The 18,049-nt window shown below is 66.0% G+C and carries 20 protein-coding genes; 6 read left to right on the top strand and 14 right to left on the bottom strand.

Annotated elements, in window-relative coordinates:
* Positions 1–68: 68 nt before the first annotated feature.
* On the bottom strand, positions 69–488 hold the full coding sequence (gene rplT / locus ACEQX1_RS18365; RefSeq protein ID WP_009210961.1) for a 50S ribosomal protein L20: 420 nt from the start codon (positions 486–488) through the stop codon (positions 69–71).
* A 38-nt stretch (positions 489–526) separates the two neighbouring features.
* Positions 527–727, bottom strand: a complete 201-nt coding sequence (gene rpmI, locus ACEQX1_RS18360) for a 50S ribosomal protein L35 (RefSeq protein ID WP_009210962.1) — start codon at positions 725–727, stop codon at positions 527–529.
* Between the two features lie 345 nt (positions 728–1,072).
* Between rpmI and ACEQX1_RS18355 the strand changes: the two genes are divergently transcribed.
* The gene (locus ACEQX1_RS18355; RefSeq protein WP_370196145.1) at positions 1,073–1,975 is read left to right on the top strand and encodes a hypothetical protein; all 903 of its coding nucleotides are present in this window, start codon (positions 1,073–1,075) and stop codon (positions 1,973–1,975) included.
* A gap of 113 nt (positions 1,976–2,088) precedes the next feature.
* Here ACEQX1_RS18355 and infC read toward each other — a convergent pair whose 3' ends face one another.
* On the bottom strand, positions 2,089–2,628 hold the full coding sequence (gene infC, locus ACEQX1_RS18350) for a translation initiation factor IF-3 (protein WP_024349584.1): 540 nt from the start codon (positions 2,626–2,628) through the stop codon (positions 2,089–2,091).
* Between the two features lie 238 nt (positions 2,629–2,866).
* Here infC and ACEQX1_RS18345 point away from each other — a divergent pair, with 238 nt between their 5' ends.
* Both ACEQX1_RS18345 and ACEQX1_RS18340 read left to right on the top strand, forming a co-directional pair.
* Entirely contained in the window at positions 2,867–3,667 is an 801-nt protein-coding gene (locus tag ACEQX1_RS18345) for an alpha/beta fold hydrolase (RefSeq protein ID WP_370197313.1), read from the top strand.
* A 351-nt stretch (positions 3,668–4,018) separates the two neighbouring features.
* The gene (locus ACEQX1_RS18340) at positions 4,019–4,585 is read left to right on the top strand and encodes a transglutaminase-like cysteine peptidase (protein ID WP_370196148.1); all 567 of its coding nucleotides are present in this window, start codon (positions 4,019–4,021) and stop codon (positions 4,583–4,585) included.
* Between the two features lie 57 nt (positions 4,586–4,642).
* On the opposite strand, the gene yacG is transcribed toward ACEQX1_RS18340, so the two are convergent.
* The 4 genes from yacG to murA all read right to left on the bottom strand — a co-directional run bounded on the left by yacG (position 4,643) and on the right by murA (position 7,221).
* On the bottom strand, positions 4,643–4,846 hold the full coding sequence (yacG, locus tag ACEQX1_RS18335; RefSeq protein ID WP_024349581.1) for a DNA gyrase inhibitor YacG: 204 nt from the start codon (positions 4,844–4,846) through the stop codon (positions 4,643–4,645).
* Positions 4,843–5,493: a Maf-like protein gene (locus ACEQX1_RS18330; RefSeq protein WP_029702811.1), complete on the bottom strand. Its 651-nt coding sequence runs from the start codon at positions 5,491–5,493 to the stop codon at positions 4,843–4,845. Before ACEQX1_RS18330 ends, yacG begins: the two co-directional genes overlap by 4 nt.
* A 12-nt stretch (positions 5,494–5,505) precedes the next feature.
* Positions 5,506–5,724, bottom strand: a complete 219-nt coding sequence (gene infA, locus ACEQX1_RS18325) for a translation initiation factor IF-1 (protein WP_024349579.1) — start codon at positions 5,722–5,724, stop codon at positions 5,506–5,508.
* Positions 5,725–5,928: 204 nt separating this feature from the next.
* The gene (gene murA / locus ACEQX1_RS18320) at positions 5,929–7,221 is read right to left on the bottom strand and encodes a UDP-N-acetylglucosamine 1-carboxyvinyltransferase (RefSeq protein WP_187389869.1); all 1,293 of its coding nucleotides are present in this window, start codon (positions 7,219–7,221) and stop codon (positions 5,929–5,931) included.
* Positions 7,222–7,418: 197 nt separating this feature from the next.
* Between murA and ACEQX1_RS18315 the strand changes: the two genes are divergently transcribed.
* Both ACEQX1_RS18315 and ACEQX1_RS18310 read left to right on the top strand, forming a co-directional pair.
* The gene (locus ACEQX1_RS18315; protein WP_370197310.1) at positions 7,419–8,060 is read left to right on the top strand and encodes a DUF5343 domain-containing protein; all 642 of its coding nucleotides are present in this window, start codon (positions 7,419–7,421) and stop codon (positions 8,058–8,060) included.
* Position 8,061: 1 nt separating this feature from the next.
* Positions 8,062–8,643, top strand: a complete 582-nt coding sequence (locus ACEQX1_RS18310) for a Swt1 family HEPN domain-containing protein (RefSeq protein WP_370194508.1) — start codon at positions 8,062–8,064, stop codon at positions 8,641–8,643.
* An 81-nt stretch (positions 8,644–8,724) separates the two neighbouring features.
* On the opposite strand, the gene lpdA is transcribed toward ACEQX1_RS18310, so the two are convergent.
* The 5 genes from lpdA to ACEQX1_RS18285 all read right to left on the bottom strand — a co-directional run bounded on the left by lpdA (position 8,725) and on the right by ACEQX1_RS18285 (position 14,103).
* The gene (gene lpdA, locus ACEQX1_RS18305) at positions 8,725–10,122 is read right to left on the bottom strand and encodes a dihydrolipoyl dehydrogenase (RefSeq protein ID WP_370197308.1); all 1,398 of its coding nucleotides are present in this window, start codon (positions 10,120–10,122) and stop codon (positions 8,725–8,727) included.
* Positions 10,119–11,510, bottom strand: coding sequence for a dihydrolipoamide acetyltransferase family protein (locus tag ACEQX1_RS18300; protein WP_370197306.1), 1,392 nt, complete (start codon positions 11,508–11,510; stop codon positions 10,119–10,121). The genes lpdA and ACEQX1_RS18300 overlap by 4 nt, the downstream gene beginning before the upstream one ends.
* A gap of 2 nt (positions 11,511–11,512) precedes the next feature.
* A complete protein-coding gene (locus ACEQX1_RS18295; RefSeq protein ID WP_370194511.1) occupies positions 11,513–12,526 on the bottom strand; it encodes an alpha-ketoacid dehydrogenase subunit beta in 1,014 nt (337 codons plus the stop codon).
* Positions 12,527–12,595: 69 nt separating this feature from the next.
* Positions 12,596–13,882, bottom strand: coding sequence for a 3-methyl-2-oxobutanoate dehydrogenase (2-methylpropanoyl-transferring) subunit alpha (locus ACEQX1_RS18290; protein ID WP_370197304.1), 1,287 nt, complete (start codon positions 13,880–13,882; stop codon positions 12,596–12,598).
* A 62-nt stretch (positions 13,883–13,944) separates the two neighbouring features.
* Positions 13,945–14,103 (bottom strand): hypothetical protein, encoded by a 159-nt coding sequence (locus tag ACEQX1_RS18285; RefSeq protein WP_169513616.1) that lies wholly within the window; start codon positions 14,101–14,103, stop codon positions 13,945–13,947.
* Positions 14,104–14,339: 236 nt separating this feature from the next.
* Here ACEQX1_RS18285 and ACEQX1_RS18280 point away from each other — a divergent pair, with 236 nt between their 5' ends.
* Complete coding sequence (locus tag ACEQX1_RS18280; protein ID WP_370197302.1) at positions 14,340–16,559, top strand: methyl-accepting chemotaxis protein; 2,220 nt, start codon at positions 14,340–14,342, stop codon at positions 16,557–16,559.
* Between the two features lie 150 nt (positions 16,560–16,709).
* On the opposite strand, the gene ACEQX1_RS18275 is transcribed toward ACEQX1_RS18280, so the two are convergent.
* Together ACEQX1_RS18275 and ACEQX1_RS18270 are read right to left on the bottom strand one after the other, a co-directional pair.
* Positions 16,710–17,438: an anti-sigma factor domain-containing protein gene (locus tag ACEQX1_RS18275; RefSeq protein ID WP_370197299.1), complete on the bottom strand. Its 729-nt coding sequence runs from the start codon at positions 17,436–17,438 to the stop codon at positions 16,710–16,712.
* Complete coding sequence (locus ACEQX1_RS18270; protein ID WP_228239495.1) at positions 17,435–17,968, bottom strand: sigma-70 family RNA polymerase sigma factor; 534 nt, start codon at positions 17,966–17,968, stop codon at positions 17,435–17,437. Before ACEQX1_RS18270 ends, ACEQX1_RS18275 begins: the two co-directional genes overlap by 4 nt.
* Between the last annotated feature and the right edge of the window lie 81 nt (positions 17,969–18,049).

The raw sequence follows: 18,049 nt of genomic DNA, 5'->3' as shown, positions 1-18,049 counted from the left end.
CCGCCGACATGAAAAGGCCCGCGCGGCAGTGCGGCGCGGGCCCGTAAGCGTCAAGAGTTGCGCTGGCCTCAGGCCGCGCGCGTCTCGCCAACGGCGCGCTCGTAGGCACCGTCAAATTCGCTTTCCTTGAGGTAGGCAAGCGCCGACTTGGCCTGCTCGCACAGCGCACCGAAGGCCTCGGGCTCGTGGATGGCGATGTCGGACAGGACCTTGCGGTCGACCTCGATGCCGGCCTTGTTCAGACCGTCGATGAAGCGGCCATAGGTCATGCCATGCTCGCGGACGGCGGCATTGATGCGCTGGATCCACAGGGCGCGGAAATTCCGCTTCTTCACCCGGCGATCGCGGGTCGCATACTGCTTCGACCGGTCGACGGCGGCCTTGGCGGCGCGGATGGTGTTCTTGCGGCGACCGTAGAAACCGGCGGCCTGCTTCAGAATCTTCTTGTGCTTGGCGTGGGACGTAACGCCCCGTTTCACTCGTGCCATGATCTAAACTCCTGAATTCTCTAAAAAGCCCGGGCCGCTTAGCGGTTGTAGGGCATGTAGATCTTGACGATCCGCTCGTCGGGCTTGGACAGGATCATCGTGCCGCGCGCATCGCGCAGGAAGTCGTTGGAGCGTTTGATCATGCCGTGGCGCTTGCCGGCGGCGCCTGCCTTGACGCGGCCATTGGCCGTCATCCGGAAGCGCTTCTTGGCGCTGGCCTTGGTCTTCATCTTGGGCATTTTGCTCTCCTTGGTGAGGATCGCGACAATCCGCGGGCAATCGGAACTCCCGATTGCCGGGTCGCCTCTGTGACGATGTCGCGACAGCATTGAGAACCGCCACGGCATGCCCTGCCGGCCGGTTCGCATCTGAACGTCGCGCTTATAGGCAAATCCACGTCGCCGCGCAAGACGCCGCAACGGGGTTCCTCACAGCCCCGAATCCGCCTCGCGGCCAGCCGGGACAGCCGGCGAGGCGCCGTCCTCTCCCTACGGAATATTCTTGACTCCGGCTATTTCCTCACTGAGTTACTTGCCAGATCCCGGACACGATGGAATCATCGGTGGGCATGGAAATGGACGGCAATGACCCTCATACGGTTTCCGCACGGTATCGACACGCTGCGCAAACAACTCCCATGCGCCGCTTTCAGCCGGGAAAACTGGGCCGGGGTCACACAGGCCATCGACGCGATGTTTGCCGGCGCGCGGACGACGCTGCTTCGGGTGGCGACGCAATGCACCGAGCGCCTCGAACTCGCCCTGCCGTTCGGCGGCCAACAGGCCGTCTTCCGCTTCGGTGAAACCGGCCCGCCTCCCGGCACGCCGAACCTCGTTGCGGGGGCGGTGTTCGACAGCCGCCAGATCGAACCTTTCGGAATGCCCCGATCACTGACCTCATGGGCGACCGGACTGGTCCTCCACCACGGCGCGCCATGGACCTGGCTCCTCCTCGTCGAAAGCCCCGACACCCCGACAGAACGCAATGCGACGGCCATCCACACGCTGCTGCGCCGCAATGCCGACGATCTGCGGCGCACCTTCCTGGTATCCCACTGCCTCGGCACCCCGGACGAGCCGGACCGGGAGACGATCGAGGCAAGCTGGGACCCGCTGCCCTTCGGGATCGCGCTTCTGTCCGACCGCCGCACCATCCTCGCCGCCAACACGGCCGCGGAGGACATGATCTCGACGCGCCGTTTCTTCGTGCCGCCCGGTGACACCGATACCCTGCGCCCCGCGACAATGCGGGATCGACGCCAGCTCTACCGCGCGGTCGAACGCGTCGTCGGCGGCGACAGCGACAGCGAGGCCCTCGGCCTTCACGGCCTGCGCCACGGCGCGCCCTTGCCGATCACCCTCCTGCCCTGCGGCCATGGCAACGGGCTCGAACCGTGCGGGGCACCGCCGCCAAGGCGTCTCGACCGGCTGATCGCCGTCATCGGCAAGAGCCAGCACGATCTGAGCGCCGGCTGCTGTGGCGGCTGAGGCGCACGGCACGCGTCGAGGACATACGGGCCCGATTCCAGACCCCACAAAGAAAAAGCCGGCGCCCCCGAGGGATGCCGGCTTTCTGCATGTCTACCGATCGACGATCGATCTCAGCCGCGCGGGGCGAGAACCATCATCATCTGCCGGCCTTCGAGCTTGGGCTCGGCCTCGACCTTGGCGATCTCGCCGGTCTCTTCGCGAACCCGGTTGAGCAGACGCATGCCCAGTTCCTGGTGCGCCATTTCGCGACCCCGGAAGCGCAGGGTGACCTTCACCTTGTCGCCCTCGTCGAAGAAGCGGCGGACCGACTTCATCTTGGTCTCGTAATCGTGCTCGTCGATGTTCGGCCGCATCTTGATCTCTTTGACCTCGATGGTCTTCTGGCGCCTGCGCGCCTCGGCCGACTTCTTCTGGGTCTCGTATTTCAGCTTGCCCAGGTCGAGAATCTTGCAGACAGGCGGGTTGGCCGTCGGCACGATCTCGACGAGATCGAGGCCGGCTTCCTCAGCCATGGCAAGCGCTTCAGAGGTCGCGGTCGGGCCGCGGTTTTCACCGTCGGCGTCGATCAACTGGACCTGAGGAACGCGAATATCCTTGTTGGAACGCGGTCCCGTGTTCTGGGTCGGTGGTGCACGGAATGGTCTGCGAATGGTCGTTGACTCCTGTTGTTGACGACGCAAGACGGCTCTGGGACAACACGCGGCGTCGGATCGGGTTCCTCGAACGAACGGCGGAACCGATCAACGATCACCCACGATGCGGGTCCTTCAGTGGGGCGTATATAGCATCGGCGGGGCCAATTGGCACGCCCCGCGGGTCGAGAAAATGCGCCGGGGGCCCCAGACGGGCGCGTCGGGCGCCGTAGAGTCACCAGAACGGATCATCTTCATGCGCGCCGAACCCTCTGCCGACACGCCCCGGACCCTGACCGTCGGCACCGACGCACGGCGCATCGCCTACCGCACCCAGGCCGGCGCGGGGCCCACCCTCGTCTGGCTCGGCGGCTACCGTTCCGACATGCGCGGCACGAAGGCAGAGTATCTCGCCGAACTGTCGCAGCGCGAGGGTCTCGGCTTCTGCCGGCTCGACTATTCCGGTCATGGCGAATCCGGCGGCCGCTTCGAGGACGGCACGATCAGCCGCTGGGTCGAGGACGCGAAGGCGGTGATCGACGCCGCGGTCGACGGGCCGGCCATCCTCGTCGGCTCGTCCATGGGGGCATGGGTCGCCCTGCGGCTGACGCAGATCGCGCGGGACGCCGGCGACCGCAAACGGATCGCCGCGCTGCTGCTGCTGGCCCCGGCCCCCGACTTCACCGAAAAGCTGATGATGCCGAAGCTCGATGCCGCGCAGCGCGAGGCTTTGGCCCGCGACGGCGTGCTGACCAAGCCGTCGGACTATTCGCCCGAGCCCGACCTCTATACCCGCGCGCTGTTCGAGGACGGCCGGGACAATCTCGTAATGACCGACCTGATCGAGACGGGCTGCCCGGTGACGATCATCCAGGGCATGGCCGACAAGGACGTGCCGTTCTCCCATGCGATGGAGCTGGTCACCCACCTGCCCTTCTCCGGAACGATCATGACGCTGGTCAAGGACGGCGATCACCGCCTGTCCCGGCCGCAGGATCTGGCCCTGATCGGCCGGGCGGTGACCGATCTCGTGACCGCGTTCCGCGACGGCGCGTAAAGGTTCCACCGATTCTGCATCCGCGAAGGCGTTCGCCTCCGGGCTGTTGTGAATTTGTCACAAAGCCAGCGGCCGGATCGGGAAAGCCCCATGGTTTCCGTCGATTAGCCCGCTACGGGTCGCACCCAAATGCCTGTTCGTGCTGCCGTTTCCATCCGGAAATCGGCTGCAGCTTGTGCGTGGCTGGAAAATGATGCGCCGCAGCAACGCCGGTCGCGTTGACAGTTTTCCGCATCCCCAACACCATCAAGACCAGAGAGGGTTGTTCGTCCGAGCGGGGTACGGATGGGGTCTATACGCGCAATTGGCGCCACGATACTGCTTTGCCTGACAGTACAGACCGGATCGGTCATGGCGGAAGCACGCGGGCCGTTCATGGTGGTCGGGGTCACCACGACGCCGCCGGTCGGACACCGGCTGTTCTGCCATACCCATCCCGACGAATGCCGACCCGCCAGCGACCGCGTGGCCGGCCAGACCGTCGAGCCGGTCAAGCTGACCCCCGAGCTGATCAGCGCCGTAGCCGAGACCAATGCCGAGATCAACCGCCGCATCACCGCCAAGTCGGATAACGAGCTCTACGGTGTCGAGGAGCGCTGGACCTATCCCCCGGAGAGCAACGAGGGCGACTGCGAGGACTACGCCCTGTTGAAGCGCAAGATCCTGCACGAGCGCACGGGGATCGATCTGGGCAATCTGCTCCTCACCGTCGTGCGCAAGCGCGATGGCGAGGGCCACGCCATCCTGACGCTCAGGACCCAGCGCGGCGAGTTCATCCTCGACAATCTCGATCGCCGGGTCGTGGCCTGGCGCGACACGCCCTACCGCTTCCTGAAGCGCCAGAGCGTCGCCGATCCCGGCCGCTGGAACCGCGTCGAGGACGGCAATGCCGTGCTGGTGGGGTCGGTCAAGGACTAGAGATCGGCGGCCCGTTCCGTCTGGCTTCGGCCATCGTCACAACGACGCGCGCCGCCGTCAGTTCTCTTCGCCGGTGTCCGGCGCCGAGGGCTCTTCCTCGGTCCCGGGAATGACGTAGCTGCCGCTCAGCCAGCGATTGAGGTCGATCGCCTTGCAGCGCGGCGAGCAGAACGGATAGCTCGCCCGGTCCGACGGATTGCCGCATTCGGGGCATTGCCGCTTGGGACGAAGCGGCGTCACCTTCGCACCGATCGCGTTCATGCCGTTTCCGTCTGGCCCGCTGCGGCCTTCCACCGGTTGTGGATGTCGTAGCCTTCGCCGGCGAGCAGCGCGAGCGTCTCGTAGAGCGGCAGGCCGACGACGCTGGTGTAGGAGCCGATCAGGCGCACGACGAAGCTGCCGGCCAGACCCTGGATGGCATAGCCACCGGCCTTGCCGCGCCATTCATCCGAGGCGATGTAGCAATCGATATCCTCGCGCGACAGGCGCTTGAAGCGGACGCGCGTCTCGATCAGGCGCTGGCGCAGCGAGCCGCTCGGGCCGACCAGCGCGACGCCGGTATAGACGCGGTGCGTGCGCCCCGACAGGGTGCGCAGATTGGCGATCGCGTCGTCGGCCAGCTCGGCCTTGGGCATGATCTGCCGGCCCACCGACACCACCGTATCGGCCGCCAGCACGAAGCGCGGACCGGGCACGTCGAGTTCGCGCAAGGCGCGCACCGCCAGTTCGGCCTTCGCCTTGGCCAGGCGCTTCGCCAGCGAACGCGGATGCTCGTTGCGCAGCGGCGACTCGTCCATGTCGGCCGGCAGCAGGCGGTCCGGCTCGATACCGGCCTGTGCAAGCAGTTCCAGCCGCCGGGGCGAACCCGAGGCGAGAACGAGCACGGGGCGCGCCGCTTTGGTACTCATGCCCTTGCCGACTTACTTGAAGCGGTAGGTGATGCGACCCTTGGTCAGGTCGTAGGGCGTCATCTCGACGAGCACCTTGTCGCCGGTCAGGACGCGGATGCGGTTCTTGCGCATACGGCCCGCCGTATGGGCGATGATCTCGTGCTCGTTCTCGAGTTTGATCCGGAAGGTCGCGTTGGGTAACAGCTCTGTCACCGTGCCCGGAAACTCGAGAACTTCTTCTTTTGCCATATGATGTCGTGCCTTGATCGTGTGTGAGGGCGCGAAGCGTCAGGCTTCGCGACGAGACGAACCGCCGCACTGACGCGGCGACGGAATGGGGATCGGTGCCTTAGATCGGGGCAAACGCGAAAAAAAGCAATATGCGCCGGTCGAGGACGGCCGCCAAGGGGCGCGCCGACGGCGTCGGATCGACCCTCGCCCGCCCCCCGATCCTCAACCGGCCGAGACGCGTTCGATGTCGGCGCCGCAGGCGCTCAGCTTTTCTTCCAGCCGCTCGAAGCCGCGATCCAGATGATAGACGCGGTTGATCGTCGTCTCGCCCTCGGCGACGAGGCCGGCGATCACCAGCGACACGGAGGCGCGCAGATCGGTCGCCATGACCGGCGCGCCGACGAGGCGATTGACGCCCTCGATCGTCGCGACCTGTCCGGACAGGGTGATCCGGGCGCCGAGGCGGACCAGCTCCTGCACATGCATGAAGCGGTTCTCGAAGATCGTCTCGGTGATGTGCGAGGTGCCCTCGGCGCGGGTCATCAGCGCCATCATCTGCGCCTGCAGATCCGTCGGGAAGCCCGGATAGGGGTCGGTGACGACGTCGACCGGCGCGATGCCGCCGCCATTGCGATAGACCCGTATGCCGTCCTCGACCGGATCGACGGTGACGCCGGCGCCCTTCAGGCTGCCGAGTGCGGTCTGCAGGAGCTGGGCATTGGTGCCGGTCAGGGTCACGTCGCCGCCGGTCATCGCAACGGCCATGGCATAGGTGCCGGTCTCGATGCGGTCGGGCAGCACCCGGTGGCGCGCGCCCGACAGGGCCGGCACGCCCTCGATGGTGATGGTGCCGGTGCCGGCGCCCTCGATCCTGGCGCCCATGGCCGAAAGGCAGGTGGCGAGGTCGACGACTTCCGGCTCGCGCGCCGCGTTCTCCAGAACCGTCTGGCCCTTGGCGAGCGTTGCGGCCATCATCAGCACGTGGGTCGCGCCGACCGAGACCTTCGGGAAGACATAGCGTGCGCCGACGAGGCCGCCCTTGGCCTCGGCAACGGCATAGCCGGCATCGATGTCGATGGTCGCGCCGAGCGCCCGCAGGCCGTCGATGAACAGGTCGACCGGTCGCGTGCCGATGGCGCAACCGCCCGGCAGCGAGACCTTGGCCTTGTGCATGCGCGCCAGAAGCGGGCCGATGACCCAGAAGCTTGCCCGCATCTTGGAGACGAGCTCGTAGGGCGCGGTGGTGTCGACGATGTTGCGCGCGTCGAAATGAATGGTGCGGCCGAGACCCGGCTGCTGCCGGAAGCGCTTGCCGATCACCGAATAGTCGACGCCGTGATTGCCGAGAATGCGGATCAGCTGCTCGACATCGGCGAGATGCGGCACGTTTTCCAGCGTCAGCGTGTCGTCTGTGAGCAGCGACGCGATCATCAGCGGCAACGCCGCGTTCTTGGCGCCCGAGATGGGTATCGTCCCGTTGAGCTCGTTGCCGCCGCGAATGCGAATGCGATCCATGATGTCCGGCCTTGCCTGCTATCGTCCCGAAGGCGGGTCTCTACACGAGCGAGGGCGACGATTCAAATAAGACGCACCACCGAGAAAAGCGTCAGCAGCGTTGCACCGCCACCAGTCGTCCAGCGGCTTTCCTTGCCTAGAGTTTCGCAGTCAAGCGTGTATCATCGAACTGATAATGTTTCTCGAGAGATAGTGCCGTGGCCAATAAACTCCCTTACATGCTGTCACCTGGTCTCATTCCAAAGATTTTCGAGAAAATCCAGAATGCACGGCGCCCCGAGCGTTTTACACAAGACTTCCTAGAAACGAAGCTGTCCCACAGCGGCGGCAGCGCACGCGCTATTATACCACTCTTGAAACGGCTGAATTTCCTCGGCTCAGATGGTGTACCAACGCGGCTGTATGATCAACTGCGCAATCCGGAGACTCAAGCCGGCGCCGTTGCCGAAGGAATGAGGATTGCATTCAAAGAGATATTTGATCGCAATGAGTACGCATACGACCTATCACGCGAAAAGCTGACGAATCTTATTGTCGAAATAACCGGTAGCGCAAAAGACGAGCGAACAACTCAGGCAGTCGCCAGTACATTTCTTGCAATGAGAGATCTGGCTGATTTCGAATTTGACCAATCGGATAATACACATCGCGACAATGGCCCGGAGATTGCCACAAATGGGATCTCTAGTTATAATCAGAGACCCGTGAATTCGGATGAACCGGATAATGTCGAGTTAAGGATCGGATATACAATAAATCTGAATCTCCCTGAGACAACCGATCCTGATGTATTCAACGCAATATTCAAATCCCTTAAAGAAAATCTACTGAAAAATTGACATGAGATCCGAAGATTCAATAAAATTGTTTGGCCTCAACAATCTGACAATTGAGGCTGAGATTCGTCAGATTGAGCGGTCTCATTCGGTCGATCTTGGACACAGCAAAGATACAGAAAAGAAAATTGACCAAACGTATTACCCTCAATTTACGGAACGACTTCGATCTGAGGCAACCCGAATGTCCACCAATTATGCAATATTTTATTGCCTCGAGAACAGCATCCGAGAGATGATATCGCAAAGGTTGTATGAGCAGCACGGGGAAGAGTGGTGGAGCATAGCTGTGCCCGAAGATGTGAAGAAAAACGCTGAAGGAAGCCGCAAACGAGAGATCTCTTCGGGCATCACCCCTCGCTCTAGCGACATAATTGATTTTACAAATTTCGGAGAACTCGGAGAGATCATCAAGGTAAACTGGGGAATTTTTGGGGAGATGTTTCGCGATCTCCGCGCCGTCGAGAGGATCCTAGCCACATTGAATACCCTCCGCGCACCTATAGCACACTGCAAATCACTCGCCGAAGATGAAGAGCTTAGACTTCATTTAGGCTTGCGAGATTGGTTCCGTCAAATGGGCTAACTCACAGCTATTGTATCCCAAGAATAGTTTGTAATTCAGCATTTTCTTTTGGACAGTCCTCCAACCGCCCGTCGGGCCGGCTCAGATGTGGATGGCGTGGCCGAGCGCCTTGAAGGCGGCCTCCTGGAATCCTTCCCCTTGAGTCGGATGGGCGTGGATGGTCCCGGCGATGTCTTCGAGGCAGGCGCCCATCTCCAGCGCCAGCGCAAAGGCGGCCGACAATTCGGAGATGCCGGCGCCGACGGCCTGGATGCCGAGCACCAGGTGATTGTCGGCCCGCGCCACCACCCGCACGAAGCCGTCGTCGCGGGCAAGGGTCATCGCCCGGCCATTGGCCTGGAAGGGGAAGAGCCCGATCTTGGTCTCATGGCCCTGCCGCTTCGCCTCCTGCGGCGACAGGCCGACGGTGACGATCTCCGGATCGGTGAAGCAGATCGCCGGGATGGCGCGCTTGTCCCAGGCGAGCCGCGCGCCGGCGACGATCTCGGCGACCATCTCGCCCTCGGCCATCGCCTTGTGGGCCAGCATCGGTTCGCCGCAGACATCGCCGATGGCATAGACGCCGCGCATGGCGGTGCGGCGCTGTTCGTCGACCCGCAGGAAGGGCCCGTCCATCTCCAGCACCAGTTCCTCGCGGCCCCAGCCATCGGTCAGCGGCCTGCGCCCGACCGTGACGAGCACCTGGTCGGCGGCAAGCCGGCGCTCGCTGCCATCGGCGCCTTCCACGAGGAGGTCGCCCCCCTCGCCGGCCAGCCCCATGGCTTTCGCCTCGGTCAGGATCTCGACACCGAGCGCCTCGAGCCGCGCCCGCACCGGCCGGACGAGCTCTGCATCGTAGAGCGGGAGGATCTGTGCCGTCGCCTCGACGATGGTAACCTTGGAGCCGGCCTTGGCGAAGGCGGTGCCGAGCTCGACGCCGATATAGCCGCCGCCGACCACCACAAGGCGCTCCGGCGGCGCGTCGAGACTCAGCGCCTCGGCCGAGGAGATCACCTTGCCGCCGAAGGGCAGCGAGGGCAGTTCGACCGGCACCGAGCCGGTGGCGATGACGACATTCTCGGCGGCGATGCGCTGGGTGCCCGTCTCGCCGGTCACCTCGACCGTCTTGCCGTCGAGAAAGCGCGCCCGGCCGGAGACGAGCTTGACCTTGGCCCGTTTCAGAAGGCCGGTGACGCCGTTGTTCAGGCGATTGACGATACCGTCCTTCCAGTCGACGACCTCGCTCCAGTCGAGGCCGGGCTCGGTCGCACGGATGCCGGGGATCGCGGCGCCGCGGGCGGCCTCGCGCAGCAGGAAATATTCGTCGGCGGCGTGGATCAGCGCCTTGGACGGGATGCAGCCGATATTCAGGCAGGTGCCGCCCGGCTTGCGGTCGTCGACGATCACCGTGTCGAGGCCGAGCTGGCCGGCGCGAATGGCGGCGACATAGCCGCCGGGGCCGGCGCCGATCACCAGGAGCTGGCAGGAAATGTCGGTCATGGCCGCTCCTCGACGAAGATCATCGCGGGGGTTTCCAGAAGTGCCTTGATGCGCTGGACGAAGCGGGCGGCGTCCCAGCCGTCGATCACCCGGTGGTCGAAGCTGGAGGAGAGATTCATCCGCCGGCGCGGCACGAAGCGGGTGCCGTCCCAGACCGGGCGCATCTCGATCTTGTTGACCCCGACGATGGCGACTTCCGGATGGTTGATCACCGGCGTCGTGACGATGCCGCCCATGGCGCCGAGCGAGGTGATGGTGATGGTCGAGCCGGACAGCTCCTCGCGCTTGGCGGTGCCGGACTTCGCCGCCTCGCCGAGCCGGGCCAGTTCGCCGGCGCAGTTCCACAGGTCGCGCGCCTCGGCGTGGCGGACCACCGGGACGACCAGCCCGGCCCCGGTCTGGGCCGCGATGCCGATATGCACGCCGCCATGCTGGTGCAGGACATTGGCCTCGTCGTCATAAAGCGCGTTCAGCGCCGGCTGCTCGCGAATGGCGATGACCATGGCCCGCATCAGGAAGGGCAGAAGGGTCAGTTTCGGCCGGTCGTCGCGGCGATCGCGGTTCATCGCGGCGCGCAGTTCCTCCAGCGCCTCGACGTCGATCTCCTCGACATAGGTGATGTGGGCGATGCGGCTCTTGGCCAGCGCCATCTTCTCGGCGATGCGACGCCTGAGGCCGACCACCTTGATCTCGGTGACCGAACTGTCGGCCTGCAGCCCGCCGCCCGCGGAAGGCTCGGTGCCGCCGCCGTCGAGATAGGCGTCGAGATCGTCCTGGCCGATCCGGCCCGCCGGACCGCTGCCGGCGACGCGGCGCAGATCGATGCCGGCCTCCATGGCCCGGCGCCGCACGGCCGGCGAGGCCAGCGGACGCTCGCCCGGCTTGCGCGCCGGCAAGGTGGACGCCGGCCGTTGCGCCCTGGGCCGGGCCGGGGTCGCTGGGGACGCGCCAGAGGAACCGCCGCCCAACGGCTTTGCCGGCTTATCTGCGGACGCCTCGTGCGCCTTGGCGGCATCGTCGTCGCCGGTCGCGGCCTTGCGGTCGGCCGGTCCCGGCGCCCGTTCGGCCGAGGGCGAACGCGGCGCGTCATCGCTTGTCGCGACCAATTCGTCGGGGTTCTCGTCGGGCTCGTTGGTGCCGCCCTCCCCGTCGACGGTGAGCTTCACCAGCGGCGACCCGACCGCCAGCGTCTCGCCGATCTCGCCGCCCATCCAGGCGACGGTGCCGTCCACCGGCGAGGGAATGTCGACCGTCGCCTTGTCGGTCATCACGGCGGCGAGGACCGCATCCTCGCGCACCACGTCGCCGATCTTCACGTGCCATTCGACGAGTTCGGCCTCGGCGACGCCCTCGCCCACATCCGGCAGCTTGATCGTGTAGGTGCCCATGATCAGCCCTCCATGACCTGTCTGAGAGCCGCCCCGACCCGCGCCGGACCGGGAAAATAGTCCCATTCCTGGGCATGCGGATAGGGCGTGTCCCAGCCGGCGACCCTGAGGATCGGCGCCTCGAGGTGATAGAAGCAATTCTCCTCGACGAGGGCGCAGAGCTCGGCGCCGAAGCCCGAGGTCAGCGTCGCCTCGTGGACGACGACGCAGCGACCGGTCTTTTCCACCGATTGCCGGATCAGGTCGAGATCGAGGGGCACGAGAGTGCGCAGGTCGAGGATCTCGGCATCGACGCCGACCATCTCGGCCGCCGCGATGGCGACATGCACCATGGTGCCATAGGCCAAAACGGTGACCCCGGCGCCCTCGCGGCGCACCACGCCCTTGCCGAGCGGCACGGTGTAGCGGCCCTCCGGCACCTCGCCCAGCGGGTGCTTCGACCAGGGCGTCACCGGCCGGTCGTGATGGCCGTCGAAGGGACCGTTATAGAGCCGCTTGGGCTCCAGGAAGATCACCGGGTCGTTGTCCTCGATGGCGGCGATCAGCAGGCCCTTGGCGTCATAGGGGTTGGACGGCACCACCGTCTTCAGGCCGGCGACATGGGTGAACAGCGCCTCGGGCGACTGGGAGTGGGTCTGGCCGCCGAAGATGCCGCCGCCGGTCGGCATGCGCACCACCATCGGCGCGGTGAAGTCGCTGGCCGAGCGATAGCGCAGCCTGGCCGCCTCCGAGACGATCTGGTCGTAGGCCGGATAGACATAATCAGCGAACTGCATTTCCACGACCGGCCGCAGCCCGTAGGCGGCCATGCCGATGGCGGTGCCGACGATGCCGCTCTCGTTGATCGGCGCGTCGAAGCAGCGGTTCCTGCCGAAGCGCTCCTGCAGCCCGGCAGTGCAGCGAAAGACGCCGCCGAAATAGCCGACGTCCTCACCGAAGACGACGACATTGTCGTCTTCCGCCATCTTCACCGCATGGGCGTCGCGGATCGCCTCGATCATGGTCATGCGCGCCATGGCGTCAGCAACCTTTCCTGCGTTCGCCGCCGGGGCCTGCTCGGTCGTTCCGCCCTGCCGTGCGCATCGTCAATACCCCGCCTGCTGGCGCTGGCGGCGCAGATGCGGCGGCATCTCCTCGTAGACGCCCTCGAACATGTCGCGCACCGAGGGGCGCGGGCCGGTGTGGAGCGTGCCGTGGGTCTCGGCCTCGCGCTGGGCGGCGAGGATCTCGGCGTCGATCTCGGCCTCGGCCTGGACGTGGCGCTCCTCGCTCCAGACTTCCTTCAGGATCAGATGGTTCTTCAGCCGCTTGACCGGATCGCCGAGGGGCCAGGCGTCGGTCTCCTCCTTGGGGCGGTAGGCGGAGGGATCGTCGGAGGTGGAATGGGCGGCGGCGCGGTAGGTAACCCATTCGATCAGCGTCGGGCCGAGATTGCGGCGGGCCCGCTCGACGGCCCATTTGGACGCCGCGTGGACGGCCAGATAGTCGTTGCCGTCGACCCGCAGCGAGGGAATGCCGAAGCCGAGGCCGCGCGCGGCAAAGGTGCCCGAGCCGCCGCGGGCGATGCCCTGATAGGTCGAGATGGCCCATTGGTTGTTGACGATATTGAGGACCACCGGCGCCTTGTAGGTCGAGGCGAAGACCATGGCCGAGTGGAAGTCGCTCTCGGCCGTCGAGCCGTCGCCGATCCAGGCCGCGGCGATGCGGTGATCGCCCTTGATCGCCGAGGCCATCGCCCAGCCGACCCCTTGCACGAACTGGGTCGCCAGATTGCCGGAAATCGAGAAGAAGCCATGCTCCTTCGACGAATACATGATCGGCAGCTGGCGGCCCTTCAGCGGGTCGCGGCGGTTGGAATAGATCTGGCACATCATGTCGACGAGCGGATAATCGTCGGCGATCAGCAGCCCCTGCTGGCGATAGGTCGGAAAGTTCATGTCGCCGGGGCCGAGCGCCTTGCGGAAGGCGCAGGCGATCGCCTCCTCGCCGAGGCACTGCATGTAGAACGAGGTCTTGCCCTGGCGCTGGGCCATCAGCATGCGGCGGTCGAAGGCGCGCACCCGCATCATCGTCTTCAGCCCGGCCAGGACCTCCTCGTCGCTCAGCGTGCCGGCCCATTCGCCGACCGCCTCGCCGGAACGGTTGAGAACGCGGATGATCGAATAGGCCAGATCGCGGATCTCGGCCGGATCGACGTCGACCGGCGGGCGGCGCACCGTGCCCGCCCGGGCGATCTTCACGCCGCTGAAATCGGGAGTGCCGCCGGGCCGGACCTCGGGCTCGGGCACATGCAGGCTGAGCGGCTGATCGTCCGGCAAGGTCCACCCCCTTCGTCGCGATACATGCGCGACGTTGCGACCGCGCCGAGGCATCCGTCAAGGTGGCGTGTGGGGACAGCCGCGTTTGTCCGCCGGGGTCTGCCGGCGCGGCGCGACTATTGCGGCCGGATCAGCACCGTCGCCATGAAGGCGAAGATGCCCAGAAGCGCCAGCTTCCAGAAATCGCCGCGCTTGCGCAGACCCGGCACGCCGAAGGGCCGGATCAGATGCGCGATCATCAAAAGCAGGAAGATGACGGAAAAGAGCTTGCTCATCGGGGCAGCGTTACCGCATCGGCCGACCCCGCGCCATGGCTGAATGACCGGCTTACAAAGACCGCGAACGGCGCCCGCCGCACAATCTTGCGTCAGGCTCGGGGCAAATCGAAAGCAACTGCGGCGCGTTCGCACATTGTTAAGTGCTGTTGATCAAATTCCTGTGTGCCGATGATCATTGCCCGACGCCGCGACACTACCGGTAGGCGTCAGACCCGCGAAAGAAGTTCGAGACGATGAAGACCAAGGCCGAGGTCGCACGACCGCTCTGGATCCGCATTACCGCCTACGGGTTTGCCGCCGTCCTGTTTGCCAGCTGCATGATCGGCGGCCTCGCCTGGTATCGCCAGGCCGTGATGAACGACGCCAATGTCCATGCCGAGATGGCCAATGACCTGTCCTTCGTCATGGCCGACATCGAGGCGCAGAAGCGCGCCGCTTCGGCCCTGGCGCTGGCGCTGGCTGCCGATCCCGGCGTCGCCGACCTCGTGATGGCGAACGACCGCGATGCGCTGCTGGCGCGCTACGGCGGCAATTACGAAGAGATCGTCGAAAAGGGCGCGATGCAGCTGATCACCTTCAGCCAGGCCGATACTACCGTCGTGGCGCGCATCCACGAGCCCGGCAAGTTCGGCGACAAGCTCGCCGGTCGGCGCAAGATGGTGGAAGCGGCGATCGCCGGCGGTCAGATGACGGCGGGCATCGAGCCGGGCCGCACCGCCGTCAGCATGTTCGCCTCGGCTCCGGTGATCCGCAACGGCGTCGTCGTCGGCATCGTCGATATCGGCACCAAGCTGACCGAGCAGTATTTCGCGCGCCTCGCCGAGAGCCGCAACGCCGCACTCACCGTCAAGATCTTCACCGACGAGGGCTTCGTCACCCAGGCTTCGACCATGGCGTCGGAAGGCCTGCTCGACCTGTCGGAAGTGCAGACCGTTTATGGCGGCACCACGGTGGAGAAGATCGCCGATGTCGGCAATGTCAGCTACGCGGCCACCGCGATCCCGCTGACGAACTATTCCGGCACCAATATCGGCGTCCTGGAAGTTGCTTCCGACGTCAGCGCCATGGCCGCGGGCCGCAGCGCCGCGCTCTGGTCCACCATTGTCGGCACACTGGTCGTCTCGCTCCTGTCGCTTCTCGGCTTCATGCTGTTCGCCCGTTCCCTCGGCGGTGCCATCCAGCGCCTGACGGCGACCATGGGCACGCTGGCGACCGGCGATCATTCGGTCGAGGTCCGTGGCCAGGAGCGCGCCGACGAGATCGGCGCCATGGCCCGCGCCGTGCAGGTCTTCAAGCAGACCGCCATCGACCAGGAACGCCTGGAAGAGGAGGCCGAGTCCACCCGCATCAGCCAGGAAGAGGCCAAGAAGCGCCAGGCGGCCCTCGACAATGCCAAGGCCGAGGATTTGCGGGCCTTTGTCGGCGTCGTCGAAGTGGGCTTCGAGCGCCTGTCGGCCGGTGACCTGACCGTGCGCATGCAGGACAGGGTGGCCGAGGAATTCGAGCCGATCCGGGCCAAGTTCAACGCCAGCGTCGCCTCGCTGGAAGAGGCCATCGGCCATGTCGTGACCTCGATCGCCTCGATCCGTACCGGTCTCGGCGAAATCAACACCGCCTCAAACGATCTGGCGCATCGCACCGAGCAGCAGGCGGCGAGCCTCGAGGAAACCGTCGCAGCCCTTGGCGAAGTGACCCAGGCCGTCAACGAGACCGCCGAGGGTGCCGGGAAGGCCCAGCAGGTGGCGTCCGGTGCCCGCGAAAAGGCCCAGAAGGGCGGCGAGGTCGTCGGCAAGGCGGTCGCGGCCATGGGCCAGATCGAGCAGTCCTCGGAGAAGATCAACTCGATCATTTCCGTCATCGACGAGATCGCCTTCCAGACCAATCTCCTGGCGCTGAATGCCGGCGTCGAGGCGGCACGGGCCGGCGAGGCGGGCAAGGGCTTTGCCGTCGTCGCCCAGGAAGTGCGCGGGCTCGCCCAGCGCTCGGCGGAAGCCGCCAAGGAGATCAAGACCCTGATCGCCACGTCCCGCGAGCAGGTCGGCACCGGCGTCGAGCTGGTCACCGCATCCGGCAAGTCGCTGGAAGAGATCGTCACCGAGGTCAGCGCCATGGCGGAACTCATCTCGACGATTGCCTCCTCGGCTCGCGAACAGGCGACGAGCCTGCGCGAAGTCTCGGGTGCCGCCGACCAGATGGACAAGGTGACCCAGCAGAACGCCGCGATGGTGGAAGAGGCGACGGCGGCCAGCCAGACGCTGGCCAACGAGACCGACGAACTGGCCCATGCCATGGCCAAGTTCAGCACCAGTGCCGGCAATGCCGGTGCGCGCCGCAGCGAAGGCCGGGCGCAGCCGCATCGCCACGGGGCGCCGTCGCGCGGCGTCACGCAGCTGCGGACCATCGACGGCGGTGCGGCACCGAAGCCGGTCGCCGACAGCTGGGACGAGTTCTGAGAAACAATAGCCGGGCGCGTTCGCGCGTGCCCGGCCACCGGACCGACTGACCGAGCCGGGAAACCGGCGATCCAAGACGCTTCCGATCACATGCAGACAGGCCGGCCGATCTCTCGCGAGGTCGGCCGGCCTGTTTGTTTCGTCAGGCGATCAGATCGAATGCAGCGGGCCGGAGGCGACCACGGGACCCGTCGGCAGGCCGGTGGGCGAACCACCCTCCGGCTCCATCGACACCGCGAGCGCGGCATCGGTGGCGCCATATTCGGGATCGCTGAGAACCAGCCGCAGGGGATGGGTCATGTCGATCAGGCCGAGCGAACGCGGCGCACCGCCGGCCGGCGGTACCAGCCAGAGCTCGGGCACCCGGCCCGCCTCCTGCGCAGCGACCACGGGGATCAGCGTCGCCTCAGCGGTGCCGGTATCGATCACCACCGTCAGGAGCGGGGTGCCGTCATCGGCGCTGAGCGTCGCGGTCAGCGTCCCGCCCGGCGCCTGGGGCGGCGCGGCGATGTCGCGGCCGGCGACCAGGATGAGCATGGCCAGGCTGGTGACGGCGAGCCCCATGCCGCCGAGTCCCAGCCATTGCCAGATCGGCGACACCCTGCGGCCGCGCGGCACCGCCGGGGTCGCGGCACGGCGCGTCATCCAGTCGATCTCACCGGCAATGCGGGACCAGACGCTGGCGGGCGGCGCCACCGCCGGCACCGTCTGCGCCAAGGGCCCGAGGCGCTCGGCCCAGGCGTCGATCTCGCGCGCGAAGGCGGCATCCGTCGCCGCCCGGCGCTCGACCGCACGACGCTCCGCGCCATCCAGGACGCCGAGCACATACTCGGCGGCCAGATCCGCATCGTCCCGTTCGTGGTCTTGCGCCGCGGTCATTGCGACAGGCATCCCTTCAGTTTCTGCAGCCCGCGCCGGATCAGGCTCTTCATGGTGCCGAGCGGCACCCCGGCATGGCCGGCCAGCGTTTCATAGGTCGCGCCGCCGAAAAAGGCCGCGGTGATCGCGCTGCGGGCGCGCTCCTCCAGCGTGTCCAGGCATGCGGCGAGCTGCTGCCCCTCCTGCGCGCGGTGCAGCAGCTCGAAGGCGTCGGGCGTGCCGTCGGCAAGATCCAGGGCGGCGTCGACCGGCTTGTCGGCGCGGCGGGGGCCGACCTGGCGCAGCCGGTCGATCGACCGGTTGCGGGCGATCGTCGCCAGCCAGGTGATCGGGCTCGCCCGCCCCGCATCGAAGCTCTCGGCCTTGCGCCATATGATCAGATACACATCCTGCAACACGTCCTCGGCTTCCTCGCGGTCCCCCAAGATACGCAGACAGATGCCGAAAAGCTTCGCCGATGTCAGATCATAGACGGCCTGCAGGGCCCCGCGGTCGCCCGCGGCGACAGCGCGCAGGCGTTCCACGAGCACGGCCCGGCCTTCCTCCGCACTTGTCGACATCAGGACCGGGTTCTCGCTGCTTCGCCGCACATGCAGACAGCCGAACAATGG

Source organism: Aurantimonas sp. (assembly GCF_964217435.1).
Taxonomy (GTDB): Bacteria; Pseudomonadota; Alphaproteobacteria; order Rhizobiales; family Rhizobiaceae; genus Aurantimonas; species Aurantimonas coralicida.
The sequence above is the reverse complement of the archived record's forward strand: the minus strand, read 5'-3'. Positions and strand labels throughout refer to the sequence as shown.